Here is an 18,476-nt window from a genome sequence, read left to right as displayed (position 1 = left end):
AAGAATATCCCACAACTCTACATTATAATGTATGTAAAATTGTGAGATATTCTAATTACCATCTAAACACTTAAGATTTTCAATTGTTCTTTCTGTTCATCGCTTGCCATTACTATGATTGTTTTTTCAATACTCGGATGTACTTGCTCAAGCTTTACACTTGCTCCTACTTTATTTGATTGCTCAACAAAATTTAATAATGCCATAGCTCCTGATACATCCATATAACGCACATCTTTCATACGTAAAACAACCGGTGACTTCACATCTTGTAAAGTAGAGAAAATACGATCTACTGATAAGAAAGAGAGCGGTCCTTGAATCGTATACGTTTCTTCTCTTTCTTTTACGATAGAAGTTTTACGTTCTTTACATTTCACCATATATATGATGAACGAAAGAATAATACCGAATGCAACAGCAATCATTAAATCGAACTTCACCGTCACAATCATCGTTACGAGCATAACAACGACATCACCTTTAGGAGCGACATGCATCTTTTTCATGCTTTCCCAGTCGAACATTCCAATACCAGTTAAAATTAAAATACCTGATAGTACAGCAAGTGGAATATATTGTACGACCGAACCAAGACCCATAATAAAAATGAATAAGATAACACTATGCATACATGCCGAAAGTGCCGTTTTACCGCCACTTCTTATATTCACGATAGACCTTACAGTCGCACCTGCACCTGCTAATCCGCCAAACAATCCGCTCATCATATTACCGATACCTTGTCCAACGAGCTCTTTATTACTTTTATGACGTGTACCTGTCACATTATCCATTACGACCGATGTTAACAACGAGTCAATCGATCCTAATAAAGCAATACTAAGCGCTGGTAAAATAAGTGCTGCTATTCCTGTTCCACTTAAAGATGGAATATGAAGCGTAGGCATCGCTTCTGGAATGGTTCCAATCTTTTCAATTACTTTATTTAATGAAAGATTTCCGATAATCGGTAAATTTACTGTAAGTCCTTCGAGTAGGGAAGAAAATAAAGGTAGCAAAGCTGTCACACCGACTAGTGCTACTAAACTAGACGGAATCGCCTTAATCCACTTACCAGAAACAATCATTACAATAATCGTTAACACAACAAGTAGAAAACTATTTTGTACGTGCTTTATTTCACCTAAAATAATGATTAATGCAATACCATTCATAAATCCCGAAACGACAGGATACGGAATATATCGAACGTAAGAACCGAGCTTACATACACCGAATAAAATTTGAAATAACCCTGCCATCATAAAGGCAATAAAACTTGCCTCTAACCCGTGCGTCGCAATAACTCCTGTTGCGATAACGGTAATTGGTCCAGTTGGCCCCGTTACTTGCCCAGGTGTCCCGCCAAATAACGCTGCGAATAAACCTGCAAAAATCGCACCATACAATCCAACAAGCGCTCCCTCAGACGTTCCTGTCGCAGCAATACCAAATGCAATCGCAAGTGGTAACGCAACAATCGCAACAGTAAATCCTGCTAAACATTCCTTTGCTATTTTTTGAAACATAAAAAAACCACCTTTGTATAAAGTCCATGTTCCATTGTACACCTAAAAAGATACATTCGTTAGCTCACTTTTTACATTCTCGTGACGTAAACGTATTCAATGAAAAGTTTCCCCCTTATCTTTGGAAACAATTGCAACTATGCTATAATGAACAAATTAAATCTTTTACTATATACTTGGAGGCACTATGCTAACTTTTGAAGAAAAATTATCGATTATTGAATCTTTCCCAGAACTAGAAAGAAAGAACGTATCATTAAAACGTGTAAACTTCCACTTTGAAGAAAGTCGTTTAGATAAAAAGAACGTTGTATTTCATTTACACCCAAATGGAAATGGATTTGTGTATGCAAGCGGTATTAAAGGTTACAAAACGGATGATAAGGGTATGGTTAACATCCGTGAGTTTTCAGCAGAAGAGTTACGTTCAGTAATTGAGAAATCAATTGACCTTCTATCACAAGAAGAAGTAGTAGCACCTGTAGAACCTGCAAAAGAAGAAGAATGGCAGAACGAAGATGGTCATATTCTTACTCTTATTTCAGAGGATGACATGTGGAACGTGTACGCTGGTGTAAACTTAGACGGTACATTCAACTCTTATCCAGAAGCTGCGGAATACCTTGATGAAGAAGGGTTTTCACGTAAATAAAAATAGAAACCTATTTCATCCAACGACTTTTATAGTAATCAAAAAAGACACTTAAGGTGTCTTTTTTTGTTATATAAACTCCTTTCTCACACTATCTCTATTAATTTTCATAAAATGATTCAGAGGAGGTTTATATGAATACAACTGCTAAATTAATAAATTGGAAAGAACATGGCGATATGATTATTCTAGAATGTGAATTAAATGGAAAACGCTTCGAGATATCAACATATAAACAACGAATATATAATGCACACCTTTTATCAGCTGACGTTTATATTCGTTTAGATTCATCTGATAATATAATTGGAATAAATATCCATAAAAAGTAAGAAAAGCCCCCTATTCCGTAAGCGGGCTTTATCTTTATTACAAAATGTTAGAGTATACTCTCTTTTTTTTCATACAGTTTATGTAATTATACATATTCATTAAAAAATACACTAAATGAATATTACATGTAGTAAAATATAACTTGTGGGCACGTTCTATAAAGCAGATTCTTTTAAAAGGCGTAACATATCAATTATTATAGGGGATGTGGCGTCACTTGGATATTGATCTCAAATCTCTTGTCTTTTGTGAACTAACAATCTAGTGTATATAGACGATTCTGCTTTATAGTGTGTGTTTACACTCATAACAAAGGGGTAATGGTAATACGGATAGATTCCGATTCGTATGAAATGAAATGGTTCAAGTCGGAGAGAGGCACCTTAAGGTGTCTTTTCTTTTTGGACATTACATCCATTTTGTTTTTCCACCTTATTTCAAATGCGCTAATTAACCTTCACCAAGAAGAAATGAGAATTAAAAAAGATATTGTTTCTTCTGTTTAATACAGAAAAATGAAGGATACCCCATAGATATGGGGCATCCTTCATTTTCTATTTTTTCGCACCTTTCAGTGACTCCCTCAGCACAAACTTCTGCAACTTCCCGCTCGCATTACGCGGAAGTTCATCTACAAATAAATAATGACGCGGACGCTTATAATCTGCTAATTCGTCACTTTCTTTGCAATACGTTTCTAAATCAGCTTCTGTTATTGTTTCATCTTTCTTCACAATAACTGCTACAACACGCTCTCCCCATAATTCATCTGGCTCACCAAGTACCGCCACATCTAATATACCGGGATGACTATGAAGGAAATCTTCAATTTCACGAGGGTAAATATTTACGCCACCGCTAATTACCATATCATCAACACGATCTGCAACGAATAAATAACCATCCTTATCAAAGTATCCTAAATCACCAGAATGATACCATCCTTTATACATCGATTTTTTATTTGCCTCTTCGCGATTATGATAGCCAGCCATCATAGTTGGGCCGCGTAAAATAATTTCTCCTACTTCATAAGGAGGTAATACATCATCTGGTTCTGCCGGTGCATCCTCGTTCGGTTTCACAATACGAACTTCATGACTAAAGCATGGCGTGCCTGCTGAACCAGCTTTCGTAATTTGATCCTCCTCTACGAGAAACGCCACAACTGGTCCCATTTCTGTCATTCCGTATATTTGAACAAGGTCAATATAAAGACGTTCTTTACATTCCTTCACTAACGCCGGTGCCATTGCCGCTCCGCCATATATACCGATTTTCATTGAAGTTAAATCATACTGAGTTAAATCTTTTTGCAACAACATATTCCACATCGTCGGTGCTGCAAAGAACGTCGTAATCTTTTCTTCTTGAATCGTATGTAATACTGTTTCTGTATCAAAATGATGCAAAATGACATTCTTTCCGCCAACTTGAATGCGTGGTATGATTCCGGCATTTAATTCACCACAGTGATATAAAGGTGCAACAACAAGCCCAACGCTATCTCTATTATATTTTAGGAAATATGTACAAATCATACTATGCTCAGCCATTTCACGATGACGATGTAATACGCCTTTCGGATGACCTGTCGTACCGCTCGTATAAAGCATTGAACAATAATCCATTTCATCAATTTCGATATTTACTTTCTCAGAAGATGCTGCATTCACTTTTTCATGGTAGGAACTTGCATAGGAAGGTTTATCGTTTTCTATAGACCAAAAAGATGTATTTGGAAAATCTCGTTCAATGATAGCAACAGTTGACTCAACTGCTTTTTCAAAGACAACGACTTTCGAGGATGCGTCCTGAAGAATATAAGATACTTCTTTCGCCTTTAAGCGGAAGTTAATCGGGTTAAAAATCGCACCAATTTTCGCACAGGCTAAGTAAACGTTTACAAATTCATGGCAGTTATATAAGTAAACAGATACTGTATCTCCCTTTCTTACTCCGTCTTCTAATAAAGCGTGTGCCGTTTTATTTATTTGTTCATCCCACTGTTTATATGTCCAGCGAATATTTTTTTCAGGTTCCACTAACGCCTCTTTATTCGTATACTTACCAACAGATAAATCAAAAATTCTCCCTATCGTCATGTACATGCCAACAATTTCCCCCTTTTCTCTTTCATAAATCTATCATTTCGTCTATAAGTAGACATTGTCCTTCAATGTTTTGACTAATTTTTCTGATTATTATCGACATAGTTTTACATACGGTACCACTAGACGGTAAATGAAATTATATCGGCGATTTTTCGAATATATCGACTTACCGACAAAAACTGACAAGATATAATCGGCCCCCGTTACTGCAGGATAAAAAGAGGTTGTTCCGACTCGGAACAACCTCTTTCTTCTTATGCGAATAGCTCTTCTAAAATTTTCAATTTATCTTCTGTATATTTTACGAAGCCATCGTTATATGATTTTGGATCTTTCGGATTCGCGAAGTGCGTAATTGCCCCCGTCTTCGGATGAACAAATTTACTTGATGCACCGCAACCAAGCCCGATAATTGATTGTACTTCTTCCATAATGACAATGTTGTAAATACTTTCTTGCGTCGGCATTGCATAACCAACGTTCTCTAAGTTACCTAAAATATTCTTTTGACGATATAGGTAATATGGTACGTAATTATGCTTTTGCGTCCATTCTTCTGCTTCGTGCATCATCGCTGTAATTTCTTCGCGACCTGCTACTTTATATTTACGTTTGTTTTGCGTCATTTCAGAAGCACGTTTAAATGATAACGTATGAACTGTTAATGATTCTGGCATTAACTTTTCTGTTTCATCTAACGTATGCTTGAAGATATCTAACCCTTCACCAGGAAGACCAATAATTAAGTCCATATTAATATTGTTCATTCCCATTTCACGAGCTAAATGGTATTTCTCAATTGTTTCTTCTACAGTATGATGACGTCCAATTGCTTTTAGTGTCTCTTGATGGTATGACTGCGGATTAATACTAATACGGTCAATGTTCCATTTATTTAACACTTCTAGCTTTGCTGGCGTGATCGTATCTGGACGACCTGCCTCAACTGTAACTTCACGTACATTTTTCACGTCTGGGAACGCTTCGTACATTTCTTCATACAGCATATCCATCTCTTCTGCTGTAATACTTGTAGGTGTACCGCCGCCATAATAAATCGTCGTAACTTTCACACCTTTTTCTTTTAAAAACTTACCAATTTCACGAACTTCATAATGTAAACCACCTAAGAACGAATCAACAGACCCTTGGCGTCCATTAATCGCATAAGCCGGGAATGTACAGTATGCACATTTCGTTGGGCAGAACGGAATACCTATATAAATACTTACTTCTTCTTTCAAACGGTATAAATCCGGAACAACTGCTAATTGGCAATCAACAATACGCTGAAGAAGTTCAATTTTCTCTTCATGAATTAAATAACTTTCACGAAGTTCTTGATGCGCTTCTTCTTTTGACATACCATTTTGAAGCATTTTATGAAGAAGTTTCGTCGGACGTACTCCCGTTAAAATACCCCAGCTTTGTTCAAGTCCAGTTAACTGCTGAAGAACAGAAAGATATACATAAGAAACAACATGCTTCACTTGCTTCATACGCTCTTTTTCATCTGTGAAAGCAGATAAATCTTTCGAGAATGTTTCTTCATACACATTTCCTGTGCTAACATCCGTTAATCGAGCGGATGCTTTCACATTATCCTCAATGTGTATATCAACGATCAGATTCGCTTCCTCTTGTTCAAATCCAATCGTACTATCTTCAAAAAATAAGCCGCCAATATTTTGTAGCGGACGTAAAAAACGATCATCTTGTAACGTTTTAATTGAAATTAACACATTATCACCTTTTCATTTGCAAACTCTCTTTAGTTTACTTGAAGGGCGTTTACAGGTCAATACAGAAGGTTTTACCTGTTTCTCTTACATTTTTTCAAATAATTCTTTTTATGAATATCGCTCATGTATATAGACATCCTGATTTTCTCTTGTTAAAATTTATTAGTGTTAAAATCGATACATAGTGAAAATACAATATAAAAAGGAGGAATGTTAACACTAGATTCTATAATCTAATGTGTTAAAAAAATATGAAAAAGAAATTTTATAGTGTTTTAACTCTCTCTCTTGCATTACAAACTGTTCTTGCACCTACTTATTCATTTGCAGAGAGTGCTGAAAAATCCGCCGAAGTATATACGGAGGATCAAGTTTTTAAAAGTATTAAAGAGCATGTTAATGAGCATAGTACTCATGAAGAAGATATCGAGGTTACTGGCCAATTCCTACTATACACTTCAAAAAAACATTCATTATATACCGCGAATGATTTAAAAAACAAATCGAATATCGAGATTACAGAACAAGTCGTAACGGCGACAAAGAAAAAAGGAAATGCTTACTACATAACGACGCCAACTGGCGCTGGATGGATAGATAACAATGATAATAGCTTAGAAGTTCAAGAGATTCATAAACTATCTAACCAAAAATTAATCGTAAAAGAAGAAGCTTCCATACATGCCCTTCCGTTCCAATCGTTTAAAGAAGAAGGGAAACTACAACCACAAGTCATTACTCCTACTGAACAAGCTGGAAATTGGTTTAAAGTCCAAATAAACGAAACAGCAAAATGGATTTATGCACCTTCTGCTACATTTGAAGGTACAAAAGCTTCATTATTAAAAAACAGTCGTACTGCTAAAAATAGTTTATTGAGAGCTCCGGAAGCTCTACAAACAAACAATATTTATGGCGTTACATTTAAAGAAATGATTGTCCCAAAAGGAAATGACGATATTCGCCCTGGCTACCCGATGGTACCTAAATATATTACGATTCACGAAACGGCTAATACAGCGAAAGGTGCCAATGCTCTAAATCATGCAAAATTCTTAGATAATCAAGCACGCGGAACAGCTGATCGCGCCGCATCTTGGCATTTCACAGTAGATGATAAAGAAATTTATCAACATCTTCCAGTAAATGAAGTTGGATGGCATGCTGGAAATAAAACTGGAAACTATGAATCTATCGGAATTGAAATTGCCGTTAATCAAGATGGAAACTATGAAAAAGCGGTAGAAAATGCCCGTAAATTGGCAGCTTATTTAATGAACGACTTAAATGTTTCTCTAGATAAGGTCCAAAAACACCAATTTTGGTCAGGAAAAAACTGCCCTGCGTTTATGATTCAACGCGGACAATGGAATGCTTTCTTAAAAGGAACTGAAACATACTATAAGGAAAACCAAAAAAATCCCGTAACTGATGACATTACAGGTGGATGGTATGAACAAGACATTCGTCAATTAGCAGCTAGAGGCATTATGCAAGGAGAAGGGAACGGCAAGTACTTCCCAGAACGTCTTGTAACGCGTGCTGAATTTGCTACACTAATTACTCGTGCTTTACAATTACCAAGTGGAAACGCTAAGTTCACAGACTTAGAACAAGTACACCCATCTTTAAGAGACGGTATTAATCGTGCAGCAAGCGCAGGCATAATCCGCGGACGTGGTGATAATACATTTGATCCAAATACTACAATTACACGCGAAGAAGCTGTTATTATGATTGATCGTTCTCTAAAACACGCTGGTATTTTTGCAAAACAAGTTGAACTACCATTCGTAGACCAAAACTTAATTTACGCTAAAGAAGAAGTACAAAGAGTATATGGATATGGAATTGTAAAAGGTAATGAATTTAATCAATTCGTACCAAAAGGACCATCACAACGTGCACACGCAGCTGCATTTATAAACAGAATGCTTAGCGTGATTGAAGCTTAAAATATTTATCTGTATTAATTTAAAAGGCATCAGAGATTGTATATCTCTGATGCCTTTTATACATCTGTTAACTATTTTTAGCCATGAATCTTAAACGTATTCCTAGTAAGAGGAGCATAAAACCGATGAATGGAACGTAATTCGTATTGTGTCCTGTAGCTGGAAGTTGTTGATTATTAGAAGAACCTTGTCCTTTTTCTGGTAAATTAGGTTTTTCTACTCCCTCACCTGGCTTTTCTGTTCCTTCACCTGGCTTCTCTGTTCCTTCACCCGGCTTTTCTGTTCCTTCACCTGGTTTTTCTGTTCCTTCACCTGGTTTTTCTGTTCCTTCACCTGGTTTTCCTGTTCCTTCACCTGGTTTTCCTGTTCCTTCATCAGGCTTCTCTGTTCCTTCACCTGGTTTTCCTGTTCCTTCATCAGGCTTCTCTGTTCCTTCACCTGGTTTTTCTGTTCCTTCACCTGGTTTTTCTGTTCCTTCACCTGGCTTCTCTGTTCCTTCACCCGGCTTCTCTGTTCCTTCACCCGGCTTCTCTGTTCCTTCACCTGGCTTCTCTGTTCCTTCACCTGGCTTCTCTGTTCCTTCACCTGGCTTCTCTGTTCCTTCACCTGGTTTTTCTGTTCCTTCACCTGGTTTTTCTGTTCCTTCACCTGGTTTTTCTGTTCCTTCACCTGGTTTTTCCGGACCTTTTTCTGTATCTTTTTTATTTGTAATTTGAAGTTTTACAAATTCAATTTTTTCATTAGAAATCGTAAATTTCATTTCCTTATCGGATAAAGTATATCCTTCTGGCGCTTGGATTTCTTTTAAAGTGTAATCTCCTGGTTCTAACTTCTTAGAAGTCGCTTTACCGCTCTTATTTGTTGTTAATGTGTCGATTTTTGTTCCGTCTTTCCAAATTTCAAACACTGCGCCTGCTAATATTTTATTTGTATTATTAGCGTCTACCTTTGTAATTTCTAATTGACCTGTAATTTCTTCTTTCACTTTTTCATTCATAACTTCTTGTTTTACTACTTCATTTGCTACAACATTTACTTCTACTGTTACTTCTAACGCTTTATAACCTTCTGGTGCTTTCGTTTCTTCTAACGTATACTTTCCTGGCACTAAGCTTTCGAATTTCACAACACCGTCTTTATTCGTTGTTTTCGCTTCTCCAACTACTTGATCAGCTTCGTTCTTTAATTTAAATTCCGCACCCGCTAGAACTTTTCCACTCTCTGCATCCTTTTTGATTACTTGTAAGCTTCCTAGTTCTTTTGCGTTTTCTATTTGTACTTCTACTACTTTGTCTGCTTCCACAACGACTTCAATTTCTTCTTTTAGCAATTTATATCCTTGTGGTGCTTTCGTTTCTTTTAATGTGTATGTTCCTGGTTCTAATTTCTGAGAAATTACTTTACCAGTTTTATCTGTTCGTAACGTATCTACTTTCTTGCTGTCTTTATACACTTCGAATTCTGCGTCTGATAATACTTTCGTTTTATCTTCCGCATCTACTTTCACGATTTCGAATTGACCCGTTACTTTTTCATTCGTAACTTCTTGTTTTACTACTTCATTTGCTACAACATTTACTTCTACTGTTACTTCTAACGCTTTATAACCTTCTGGTGCTTTCGTTTCTTCTAACGTATACTTTCCTGGCACTAAGCTTTCGAATTTCACAACACCGTCTTTATTCGTTGTTTTCGCTTCTCCAACTACTTGACCAGCTTCGTTCTTTAATTTAAATTCCGCACCCGCTAGAACTTTTCCACTCTCTGCATCCTTTTTGATTACTTGTAAGCTTCCTAGTTCTTTTGCGTTTTCTATTTGTACTTCTACTACTTTGTCTGCTTCCACAACGACTTCAATTTCTTCTTTTAGCAATTTATATCCTTGTGGTGCTTTTGTTTCTTTTAATGTGTATGTTCCTGGTTCTAATTTCTGAGAAACTACTTTACCAGTTTTATCTGTTCGTAACGTATCTACTTTTTTACCATCTTTATACACTTCGAATTCTGCATCTGATAATACTTTCGTTTTATCTTCCGCATCTACTTTCACAATTTCAAATTGACCTGTTACTTTTTCGGGGATCTTTTTATTCACCACATCTACAGTCACTACTTTATTAGCCTCTACATCAACAGAAACTGAACTAGATGATAATTCATATCCTTTCGGTGCTTCTACTTCTTTTAATGTATAGCTTCCAACTGGAAGTTGTTTCGATAAGGCTTCACCTTTATCATCTGTAACAATTGTTTCCACAACTTTCCCATCTTTATCGATAACATCAAATTTTGCACCTGGTAGAAGTTGACCAGATTCACTATCTTTTTTCAATAATTTAAATTGGCCATTCTCTACTTTTTTCGTATTCTTCATAACAAGTTCAATTACGTTTGTATTATCAATTGTTACTTTGACTGGTGTATCAACTTTTATATATCCTTCTGGTGCATTTATTTCTTTTACAAAATAGTCACCGAGTGGTAAATCTTTAACTTCCGCAATACCCTTTTCGTTTGTTGTAACAGTAGCCACAACGTTATTATCTTTGTCTATAACATCAAATTTTGCGTCTTTTAAAACAATGTTTTCATCGTTTTCATCAACTTTTTTAATTTGTAAATGTCCTTTTTCAACTGCTGGTTTATTCCACTTTGGCCAGTTAAATTTAAAGTTATGAACCTCAAAACCATCTCTTTGGTGTAATCCTCCAACATAGGCTTGTCCATTAATAGAACCACCTTTTGTTTCTACAACTGCATTAGGTGCAAACACACTACCTACTACACCATAACCTTTAGTTGTTATCTTTGTAGCATTAGGAAATACCCAAATTACCTTACTAGCTAACTCAGTAAAAGATGAATTAGGATCGTATGCTTGAGATGTATTAATTAAATCCGTCGCCATCCCAGTATTTCTTGTATCATACAAAATTGCACCGCCACCAAAACTCACTTCTTCTGCATCTGAATAAATAACAATAAAGTCTTTATTCTCTACATTCGGAAGAAAAACGTCTTTTACATCAAATGCTTTCTTTCCCGTCTGGCCTGAAGAGACATAAATATTAGGGTTGTTTACATCTTCACCGATTCCAAAGCTCATATTAGGTTTTGGCTTATCAGTGTATAGTTTACTTGCATCCCCAATTACACCATCAACGTCTTTTCTAAATTCTTTAAACTTAGCATCAATCTCCGCTTGCTCTTTATAAGAGATACGGTCATATGACGTTTTCATTGCTCCATCTGGGTCACCGTCTTTTGTCATCGCCACTGTTCCATCTTGAATAATTACCTGTCCTGCTCCCGCTTTCGTAAATTGACCGCCTAGTAATAATGATGGATATCCTTCATCTACCCAAGTTGCTCCAGCTAAGTTATTTGCTCCAGTTGCAGCCGCTACGACTGTATAACTTGATGCGTTCATATTTTTCTGAACAGCCATCGCACCTTCAATATCCGCACTCGTTGCACTATGATCTCCAAAAATGATGGCGTTGTAATAAGATACATCACCTAAACCTTTTAATTCTGTTGTAGCTGCCTCTGCTTTTAATGGTAAATGGATTAAAAAATTCATACATATTAGTAATATAACTATTAAACTACTACTTAACTTTTTAATTTTTTGATTAAATGATTTCCTCAAGAAATTCATTCCCCCTTTTAAACTTCCTAAAACCACAAAAAGAAGTACATATCATATGTACCAAACCTTACTCACATTAACTTAAAATAATCCATTTAAATAAAACAAAGAAACACTACAACTACTTAATAAGATTGCTACAATTCATTTTTGAAATAATACGTGAACTAAACTGTCATGCGGAAATACTTTTACGTATGGGAGCCCAATAAAATTAATCTGAAGAATATTTCATGTGGTGTAACTGTTTTGGCAACATCATCCACTTTACATTAGTTTTCTAAAGGATTCAAGTGAATTGTATAGATTTCATACACAATTCATATTTTAAAACGCTTTCACTATTTTTAATAAGATAAACAAAAAAACGTAGCCAAAAAGCTACGTTTTTCTGTCATCGTTTCGGTGTATTTTTATGATTCTTCAAAAACGGAAGCGGGAATTGCTTACGGAAATGCTCTTTAATCATGTATTCTACACCGTTCTCACTATTTGAACGTGTAATCCAATCTGCTGCTTGCTTTAACTCTACAGGCGCGTTCCCCATCGCTACACCAAGTCCCACGTTTTCAATAACCTCTAAATCTTCCATACTATCTCCAATCGCAACCATTTCATTTAGCGAAATATTTAAATGCTCTCCAAGCAATTGTAATCCGCGTAACTTTGATACATTTTGCGGCAAGATTTCTATTCGTTTTGAATCACATTCAACATACTCTACATCTTGGAATGCTTTTCTTAATGTATTTAGCCCGCGTTCTTTTTCACCTTTACTTTGGAAAAGAACATCAATTTTTGGCGCCGCTACCGGATGGTCACGAAGCGCGTCACCTAACGAATCTACAAATTGAACTGGATAAAATAACGGATCTGCGCTTGATAATACAGTGCGCGCAATTAAGTTTGGTGTATTTCTCTCACGATTTCCTATCGAAAACCGTTCATGAGAAATACGTACGTTACAATCAAAGTGCTCTAACACTTGCACAATGTTAAAAGTCTTCTCTTCAGATAATCTTCTTTGAACGTACGGCTTATCTAACGTTGCTGAAACGAAAGCACCACCATGTGTCACTAATATAGAATCTAATTTTAACGCCTTTGCTACTTTATGAGCGGATTGAAAATTACGGCTCGTAAATAACGTAACGTATACATCTTTTCTTTTCACAAATTCAATTGTTTCTCTTAATCCTTTTGCAATTTTTCCATTGTTGTATAGTAGTGTCCCATCTATATTAAGAGCTAGTAAGCGATAAATCATGTCGCACTCCCCCTCTTCGCTGTTGTACTCTATCCATAATTTATGAAATAAATGTAGCAAATAGAACGAGTTAGAATTACTACTGAAAATTTGGTTTACTATATACATATACACTTAGTAAAGGAGATAGTACAATGCAGGCACCTCCTTCCTTTTATGAAGGCGATACGTTAGAAGTAGCAAAAAAATTACTCGGGCAAAAACTCGTTCATATTGTAGACGGAATAAAGCGAAGCGGAATCATTGTAGAAGTAGAAGCATATAAAGGCCCAGATGATAAGGCCGCACATAGTTACGGCGGCAGACGGACAGACCGCACAGAAGTCATGTTTGGCGCACCAGGGCATGCTTACGTATATTTAATTTACGGTATGTACCATTGTTTTAACGTTATTACAGCACCAGTTGGCACCCCGCAAGGTGTTCTCATTCGAGCCCTTGAGCCAGTAGACGGTATTGAAGAAATAAAACTAGCGCGCTACAACAAAACAGACATTACAAAAGCGCAATATAAAAACTTAACAAGCGGTCCTGGCAAACTATGCCGTGCACTCGGAATTACTTTAAAAGAACGAGGCTTATCATTACAAAGTGACACATTGCATATTGAACTGGTCCCAAAAGATGAACATATATCATCACAATATAAAATAGCAGCAGGACCTCGTATTAATATCGACTATGCAGAAGAAGCTGTACATTATCCGTGGCGTTTTTATTATGAGGGGCATCCGTTTGTTTCAAAGAAGTAAGCAATATCAACGATTTTTCAAATATATCTATCATAACTTACAATATATCAACGGTTCGACAAGAAATATCGATTTATCGACAAATAATAACATTACGAATAAAAGAAGACTGTTCCAAAATGGAACAGTCTTTCCCTCTTACTCTGCACCTTCCGCAGTTGCAATATTATCCTCTAAGTTTTCTCTTGATAATTCAGCCGCCATAAAATCAGCTGTTTCTGGAAGTGCTAAATACATATGAGCTTTTTGACAAATTTGGATCGTACAGTTTTCTATAACATAGTCGAAAACATGTCCACCTCCGCTTCTTTCATCATCAATATAATGTAAGTGGAATCCAGCTACACCAATACCTTGCGCATAATCTGGTGTCCAAAATCCAGCAAGCGTACCTTCTGTATTTTCAAATGAAAAGATTGGTTGTGATTTCGTCACTTCAACAAGCGGTGTATACGGTTTTTCTTGTCTTGGAACAGTTCTCGTTCTTACTTCACGGAACGTACCGTCCATTCGAATACCGTAAAATAAGTTTTTACTTGGCATTAATTCATGTAATAATGCTTCAACTTCTTCACGATTCATTGGACGCTCTACCGTATAACTCATTTCTTTTTCAAAAAACGTTACAGTCGCAAATGGTGTTGTTTCTTCTGGTTCTACTTTTTCTGCTGAACCGTCTGAACGTAAATGATAAAATTCATTATCAAATGCAATCATTTCACCATCTAATTGATCAAATGTGCCGATGCCAAAATCACCATGTTTTTTCAAATCTTCAAAGCTAATCACACCATCATATATACCATCTAATAGCGCAAGCATTGTAGATGTTTGATATACTTCATTACTCGTTTTCGTTTTTTTTGCATCAATATCAATTAATTGCGCAACAGTCATCTCAAATCTGCCTCCATTAGTTTAATTGGTTTGGTAATAATTTTTCGCTTAATTTAATATTGTCACGATAGTCAATTGGAATATCAATAATGACAGGACCATCTGCTGCTAATGCTTCTTTTAATACCCCTTCTAATTCATCAGGCGTGTTAACACGAAGACCTAACGCCCCGAAACTTTCCGCATATTTCACAAGATCCACATCGCCAAACTCTGTAGCTGATGTTCTGCCGTATTTCATCATTTGTTGGAATGCAACCATATCATATGTGCCGTCTCTCCAAACAAGATGGACGATTGGAGAATTTAAACGTACCGCCGTTTCTAACTCCATCGCTGAGAATAAGAAACCACCGTCACCTGATACGGAAACTACTTTTTTACCTGGTTCTACTAAAGTAGCTGCGATTGCCCAAGGAAGTGCAACACCTAACGTTTGCATACCGTTACTAAATAATAATCTACGTGGTTCATAAGAACGGAAACATCTCGCCATCCAAATAGAATGGGAACCGATGTCACATGTAACAGTTGTATCGTCACTAATTAAAGAACGAAGTGTACGAATCACTTGAAGTGGGTGCGTAACACCCTCCGAAGCACGGTTCGGAACTTCTGCTTGTTCTGATAATTTTGCGCGTAATCGTTCTAACACCGCTTCTGATTTCGTACTTAATACAAGTTTCGGTAATTTCTCCGCGATGCTATTTACCGTTAAGGCAATATCACCAATTAGTTCACGCTCTGGTTGGTAATCATGGTCGATATCTGCTTGATGGTCGTCAAGATGAATAATCGTTCTGTCGCCAAGTTTATTCCAAAACTTTGGATCATACTCGATTGGATCATAACCGATAGAAATCACAAGGTCTGCTTCTTCTAGTAAAATATCACCTGGTTGATTACGGAATAATCCAACGCGGCCGAAGAAATGATCTTCTAACTCACGTGAAATCGCACCAGCTGCTTGATATGTTTCAACGACAGGAAGTTCTGTATCCGCAATTAATTTACGAACAGCTTTCGTCACTTCATTTGTGCTCGCTCTCATACCAAGTAGAATAACTGGTAATGTCGCTGATTTTATTTTTTCTACTACATATGTAATATCCTGTGTGGGAGCGATTCCAAGCTGTGGCTTAGACAGCGCACCGATAGACTCTACAGTTGTTTCCGCAGTCATAACGTCTTGCGGAAGACTTACTAAAGTAGCTCCCGGATTTGTGGAAGTCGCACTTCGAAATGCATTACTAAGTGCTTCTGGCACATTATCAGGATGCTCTACTTCTACGCTATATTTTGTGATTGGTTCGAATAGTGCAGCATTATCCATAGATTGATGCGTACGTTTTAATCGATCCGTACGCGGTACTGCACCAGCTAAAGCAACAACGGGATCACTCTCAGCATTCGCAGTAACAAGACCTGTCGCTAAATTTGATGTCCCTGGTCCTGAAGTTACAAGACATACGCCCGGTTTTCCTGTTAATCTACCAATAGCAGCTGCCATAAATGCTGCATTTTGTTCATGACGACAAACTATTAACTCTGGTCCTCTTTCTTGCAATACATCAAATACAGAGTCAATCTTTGCTCCTGGAATACCGAAAACATGTGTAACACCTTGTTTAATTAAACAATCAACAACAAGATCTGCTCCTTTTGTTTTTGTCTTCACGTCGTTTACTTTTACACCTGTACTCAAACTAATCATCCGATACGATAAACTTAACTAAATCTATACAATTCAATCAAATTTACACGAGTTAGTGCTTCATCGTGTTCTCGCAACCCCAAAGGGACGAGGGGTATAACACTCCACACGAGGCAGTATCGTTACCTCCTATTATCAAGCATTTATTTTACCCATCTTGATAAATTTATCGACGCATTTACATCCCTATCGTGATAGCTATTGCATGAAGCACAACGCCACTCACGAATCTTTAAACTCCACTGTCCTTCTGGTTGAACTGAATGGTCGTATTTAACGCCGCAACATGAACAAATCTTGCTTGAAGCGAACCATTTATCAGCTTTTACATACTCAATGCCGTACTTCTCACACTTGTATGATAAACATTGAAAGAAGAAGTTTAATTTTTGAAATGAAAATGCTTTCGATAGTTTTTTGTTTTTTAACAGGTTTGAGATAGGTAAGTCTTCCACAACAATCCTCATTGGTTTGGTTTTCACCAATTTAGCTGTTGCTTGATGGATATGGTTATTTCGGATATTCGTAATTTTCCTAGATAACCGCAGGTGCTCAGCTTTCGCTTTTTCATATCCGGTAGATTGAATTTTTACACCTTTTTTAAATCTCCTAGACATATCTCTTTGTGCTGACTTTTTCCTTTTCAAAAGTTTTTTAACCTTGGCATCTTTGTTTATATTTCGTTCTTTCATACCATTAGAAGCTACAAACAGCTCTTTTAAACCAACATCCACACCAATCGACTCATCGGTTAGTTCTTGTGATTCAAAGTCTTCTTGGAACCCTACACTAATCCACCAGTGACGACCGTCAAAGGTAACTCTTGGGTTGGATGGTTTTTTATTTCTTGGTAGTTGTTGGCTTGTTTTCACTTCTCCAATAGACTGAATATGAACGACTTTCTTTCCTATAACCAGTCTTTCATAATTGGCATAAAATCCTTGAATTAAATCTTTTTTGGATTTATAAGAAGTGTGAGAACCATTTTTGTACTTTTTGAACGAATTTTTTCTCGCCGTATCAAAATCTTTTGAAGCCTGTTTGGGAACTTGTGCATTAATGTCTTTTAACCACTCATATCTCTTTCGCTTCTTAATCTTTGTAAATCGTTTCTGTAAAGCTAACTGTGAAACAGATTTTCCAAATAGCTTATAGTATCTATCACTCATTCTTTTACAATAGTTATAAGCGAATCTTGCAGCACCAGCATGGTTTCTAAGCAATTTTTCTTGTTCAGGCGTTGGAATTAGTCTGACTTTCTTCGCCAATATCATCAGAATGTAACTCCTTTAATGAAAGATTTGTTCTTCTGAATAGTAGCGTGTTCCACCAGCATTCTCGTAAGACTACTCGGATGCAAACCTGTTAATTCTGATACTTGACTAACTCGTAAAAATTTCATTATTATTCTTACCTCATTGAATCTACCATAGCACATACGTTCGATGGATTCAATGAGGTTTGATAGATTTAATTAAATGTATCTCGTTCAACTAAGGGCGCAATTCCTTAGCCAGTTCTCTTATGAACTTCTCATGTTTTCACATGAGCGCAGACTATATGTTTATCTCTTTAGAGATAGAGGATTTTTCCACCACCATAGGCTTGTGATGTACTCTCGTCAGTTATACGAGATAGTCGTTGAACGTTCATCCTATCCATTTTGACTTAGATGATTCGAGGCGGAAGACCCATTGTTCTAATGTTTAGGATTTAACCTTGCATCATCTGATTGATTTTTTCTGCTTTCGCGACATTCACGCTCGCTATTTCTAGCCACGTTGTAGTTCAATCAGCTTTAGGGATTGCCCGCAGTTAACCCTCACTACTAGCCAATTACTTGACTAGCAGGGCTTACTGATATAT

General features: G+C 36.7%; 13 protein-coding genes. 4 read left to right on the top strand and 9 right to left on the bottom strand.

The features are described 5' to 3' along the window. Positions 1-62: 62 nt before the first annotated feature. Positions 63-1,532, bottom strand: coding sequence for a SulP family inorganic anion transporter (locus OXT04_RS19125; RefSeq protein WP_097846248.1), 1,470 nt, complete (start codon positions 1,530-1,532; stop codon positions 63-65). Positions 1,533-1,719: 187 nt separating this feature from the next. On the opposite strand from OXT04_RS19125, the gene OXT04_RS19120 reads away from it, so the two are divergent. Continuing rightward, entirely contained in the window at positions 1,720-2,184 is a 465-nt protein-coding gene (locus tag OXT04_RS19120; RefSeq protein WP_000954998.1) for a hypothetical protein, read from the top strand. Positions 2,185-2,318: 134 nt separating this feature from the next. Then, positions 2,319-2,516 carry a hypothetical protein gene (locus tag OXT04_RS19115; protein WP_267416704.1) on the top strand — a complete coding sequence of 66 codons (198 nt, stop codon included), beginning with the start codon at positions 2,319-2,321 and terminating at the stop codon, positions 2,514-2,516. Positions 2,517-3,071: 555 nt separating this feature from the next. Here OXT04_RS19115 and OXT04_RS19110 read toward each other — a convergent pair. Both OXT04_RS19110 and OXT04_RS19105 read right to left on the bottom strand, forming a co-directional pair. Then, positions 3,072-4,628: a fatty acid--CoA ligase gene (locus tag OXT04_RS19110; protein ID WP_075716845.1), complete on the bottom strand. Its 1,557-nt coding sequence runs from the start codon at positions 4,626-4,628 to the stop codon at positions 3,072-3,074. 257 nt (positions 4,629-4,885) lie between these two features. Next, positions 4,886-6,373 carry a coproporphyrinogen III oxidase gene (locus OXT04_RS19105; protein WP_000908776.1) on the bottom strand — a complete coding sequence of 496 codons (1,488 nt, stop codon included), beginning with the start codon at positions 6,371-6,373 and terminating at the stop codon, positions 4,886-4,888. 251 nt (positions 6,374-6,624) lie between these two features. On the opposite strand from OXT04_RS19105, the gene OXT04_RS19100 reads away from it, so the two are divergent. Continuing rightward, positions 6,625-8,328: an S-layer homology domain-containing protein gene (locus OXT04_RS19100; RefSeq protein WP_267416699.1), complete on the top strand. Its 1,704-nt coding sequence runs from the start codon at positions 6,625-6,627 to the stop codon at positions 8,326-8,328. A 67-nt stretch (positions 8,329-8,395) separates the two neighbouring features. On the opposite strand, the gene OXT04_RS19095 is transcribed toward OXT04_RS19100, so the two are convergent. Next, on the bottom strand, positions 8,396-11,989 hold the full coding sequence (locus OXT04_RS19095; protein WP_267416697.1) for an MSCRAMM family protein: 3,594 nt from the start codon (positions 11,987-11,989) through the stop codon (positions 8,396-8,398). A 385-nt stretch (positions 11,990-12,374) separates the two neighbouring features. Continuing rightward, on the bottom strand, positions 12,375-13,247 hold the full coding sequence (locus OXT04_RS19090) for a Cof-type HAD-IIB family hydrolase (RefSeq protein WP_000640419.1): 873 nt from the start codon (positions 13,245-13,247) through the stop codon (positions 12,375-12,377). Positions 13,248-13,381: 134 nt separating this feature from the next. Here OXT04_RS19090 and OXT04_RS19085 point away from each other — a divergent pair, with 134 nt between their 5' ends. Beyond that, positions 13,382-13,999 (top strand): DNA-3-methyladenine glycosylase, encoded by a 618-nt coding sequence (locus OXT04_RS19085; protein ID WP_097913942.1) that lies wholly within the window; start codon positions 13,382-13,384, stop codon positions 13,997-13,999. Positions 14,000-14,137: 138 nt separating this feature from the next. Here OXT04_RS19085 and alsD read toward each other — a convergent pair whose 3' ends face one another. The 4 genes from alsD to OXT04_RS19065 all read right to left on the bottom strand — a co-directional run bounded on the left by alsD (position 14,138) and on the right by OXT04_RS19065 (position 18,012). After that, the gene (alsD, locus tag OXT04_RS19080) at positions 14,138-14,896 is read right to left on the bottom strand and encodes an alpha-acetolactate decarboxylase (protein ID WP_267416690.1); all 759 of its coding nucleotides are present in this window, start codon (positions 14,894-14,896) and stop codon (positions 14,138-14,140) included. Between the two features lie 16 nt (positions 14,897-14,912). Further along, positions 14,913-16,601 (bottom strand): acetolactate synthase AlsS, encoded by a 1,689-nt coding sequence (gene alsS, locus OXT04_RS19075; protein WP_097913946.1) that lies wholly within the window; start codon positions 16,599-16,601, stop codon positions 14,913-14,915. A gap of 152 nt (positions 16,602-16,753) precedes the next feature. Next, the gene (locus tag OXT04_RS19070; RefSeq protein ID WP_097920884.1) at positions 16,754-17,884 is read right to left on the bottom strand and encodes an RNA-guided endonuclease InsQ/TnpB family protein; all 1,131 of its coding nucleotides are present in this window, start codon (positions 17,882-17,884) and stop codon (positions 16,754-16,756) included. Continuing rightward, positions 17,884-18,012, bottom strand: a complete 129-nt coding sequence (locus OXT04_RS19065) for a hypothetical protein (RefSeq protein WP_000670740.1) — start codon at positions 18,010-18,012, stop codon at positions 17,884-17,886. The genes OXT04_RS19070 and OXT04_RS19065 overlap by 1 nt, the downstream gene beginning before the upstream one ends. Positions 18,013-18,476: the final 464 nt, after the last annotated feature.

The sequence above is a fragment of the Bacillus sp. GC_Bacil_1 genome (assembly GCF_026540675.1).
GTDB classification, from domain to species: domain Bacteria; phylum Bacillota; class Bacilli; order Bacillales; family Bacillaceae_G; genus Bacillus_A; species Bacillus_A cereus.
The sequence above is the reverse complement of the archived record's forward strand: the minus strand, read 5'-3'. Positions and strand labels throughout refer to the sequence as shown.

What these genes read in the sequence shown, in the direction of transcription:
- OXT04_RS19115 (WP_267416704.1), top strand. Translation starts at nt 2,319, where the DNA reads ATGAATACAACTGCTAAATTAATAAATTGGAAAGAACATGGCGATATG.
- OXT04_RS19070 (WP_097920884.1), bottom strand. Translation starts at nt 17,884, where the DNA reads ATGATATTGGCGAAGAAAGTCAGACTAATTCCAACGCCTGAACAAGAA.
- OXT04_RS19090 (WP_000640419.1), bottom strand. Translation starts at nt 13,247, where the DNA reads ATGATTTATCGCTTACTAGCTCTTAATATAGATGGGACACTACTATAC.
- OXT04_RS19085 (WP_097913942.1), top strand. Translation starts at nt 13,382, where the DNA reads ATGCAGGCACCTCCTTCCTTTTATGAAGGCGATACGTTAGAAGTAGCA.
- OXT04_RS19120 (WP_000954998.1), top strand. Translation starts at nt 1,720, where the DNA reads ATGCTAACTTTTGAAGAAAAATTATCGATTATTGAATCTTTCCCAGAA.
- OXT04_RS19100 (WP_267416699.1), top strand. Translation starts at nt 6,625, where the DNA reads ATGAAAAAGAAATTTTATAGTGTTTTAACTCTCTCTCTTGCATTACAA.
- OXT04_RS19110 (WP_075716845.1), bottom strand. Translation starts at nt 4,628, where the DNA reads ATGTACATGACGATAGGGAGAATTTTTGATTTATCTGTTGGTAAGTAT.
- alsD (WP_267416690.1), bottom strand. Translation starts at nt 14,896, where the DNA reads ATGACTGTTGCGCAATTAATTGATATTGATGCAAAAAAAACGAAAACG.
- OXT04_RS19095 (WP_267416697.1), bottom strand. Translation starts at nt 11,989, where the DNA reads ATGAATTTCTTGAGGAAATCATTTAATCAAAAAATTAAAAAGTTAAGT.
- OXT04_RS19065 (WP_000670740.1), bottom strand. Translation starts at nt 18,012, where the DNA reads ATGAAATTTTTACGAGTTAGTCAAGTATCAGAATTAACAGGTTTGCAT.
- OXT04_RS19125 (WP_097846248.1), bottom strand. Translation starts at nt 1,532, where the DNA reads ATGTTTCAAAAAATAGCAAAGGAATGTTTAGCAGGATTTACTGTTGCG.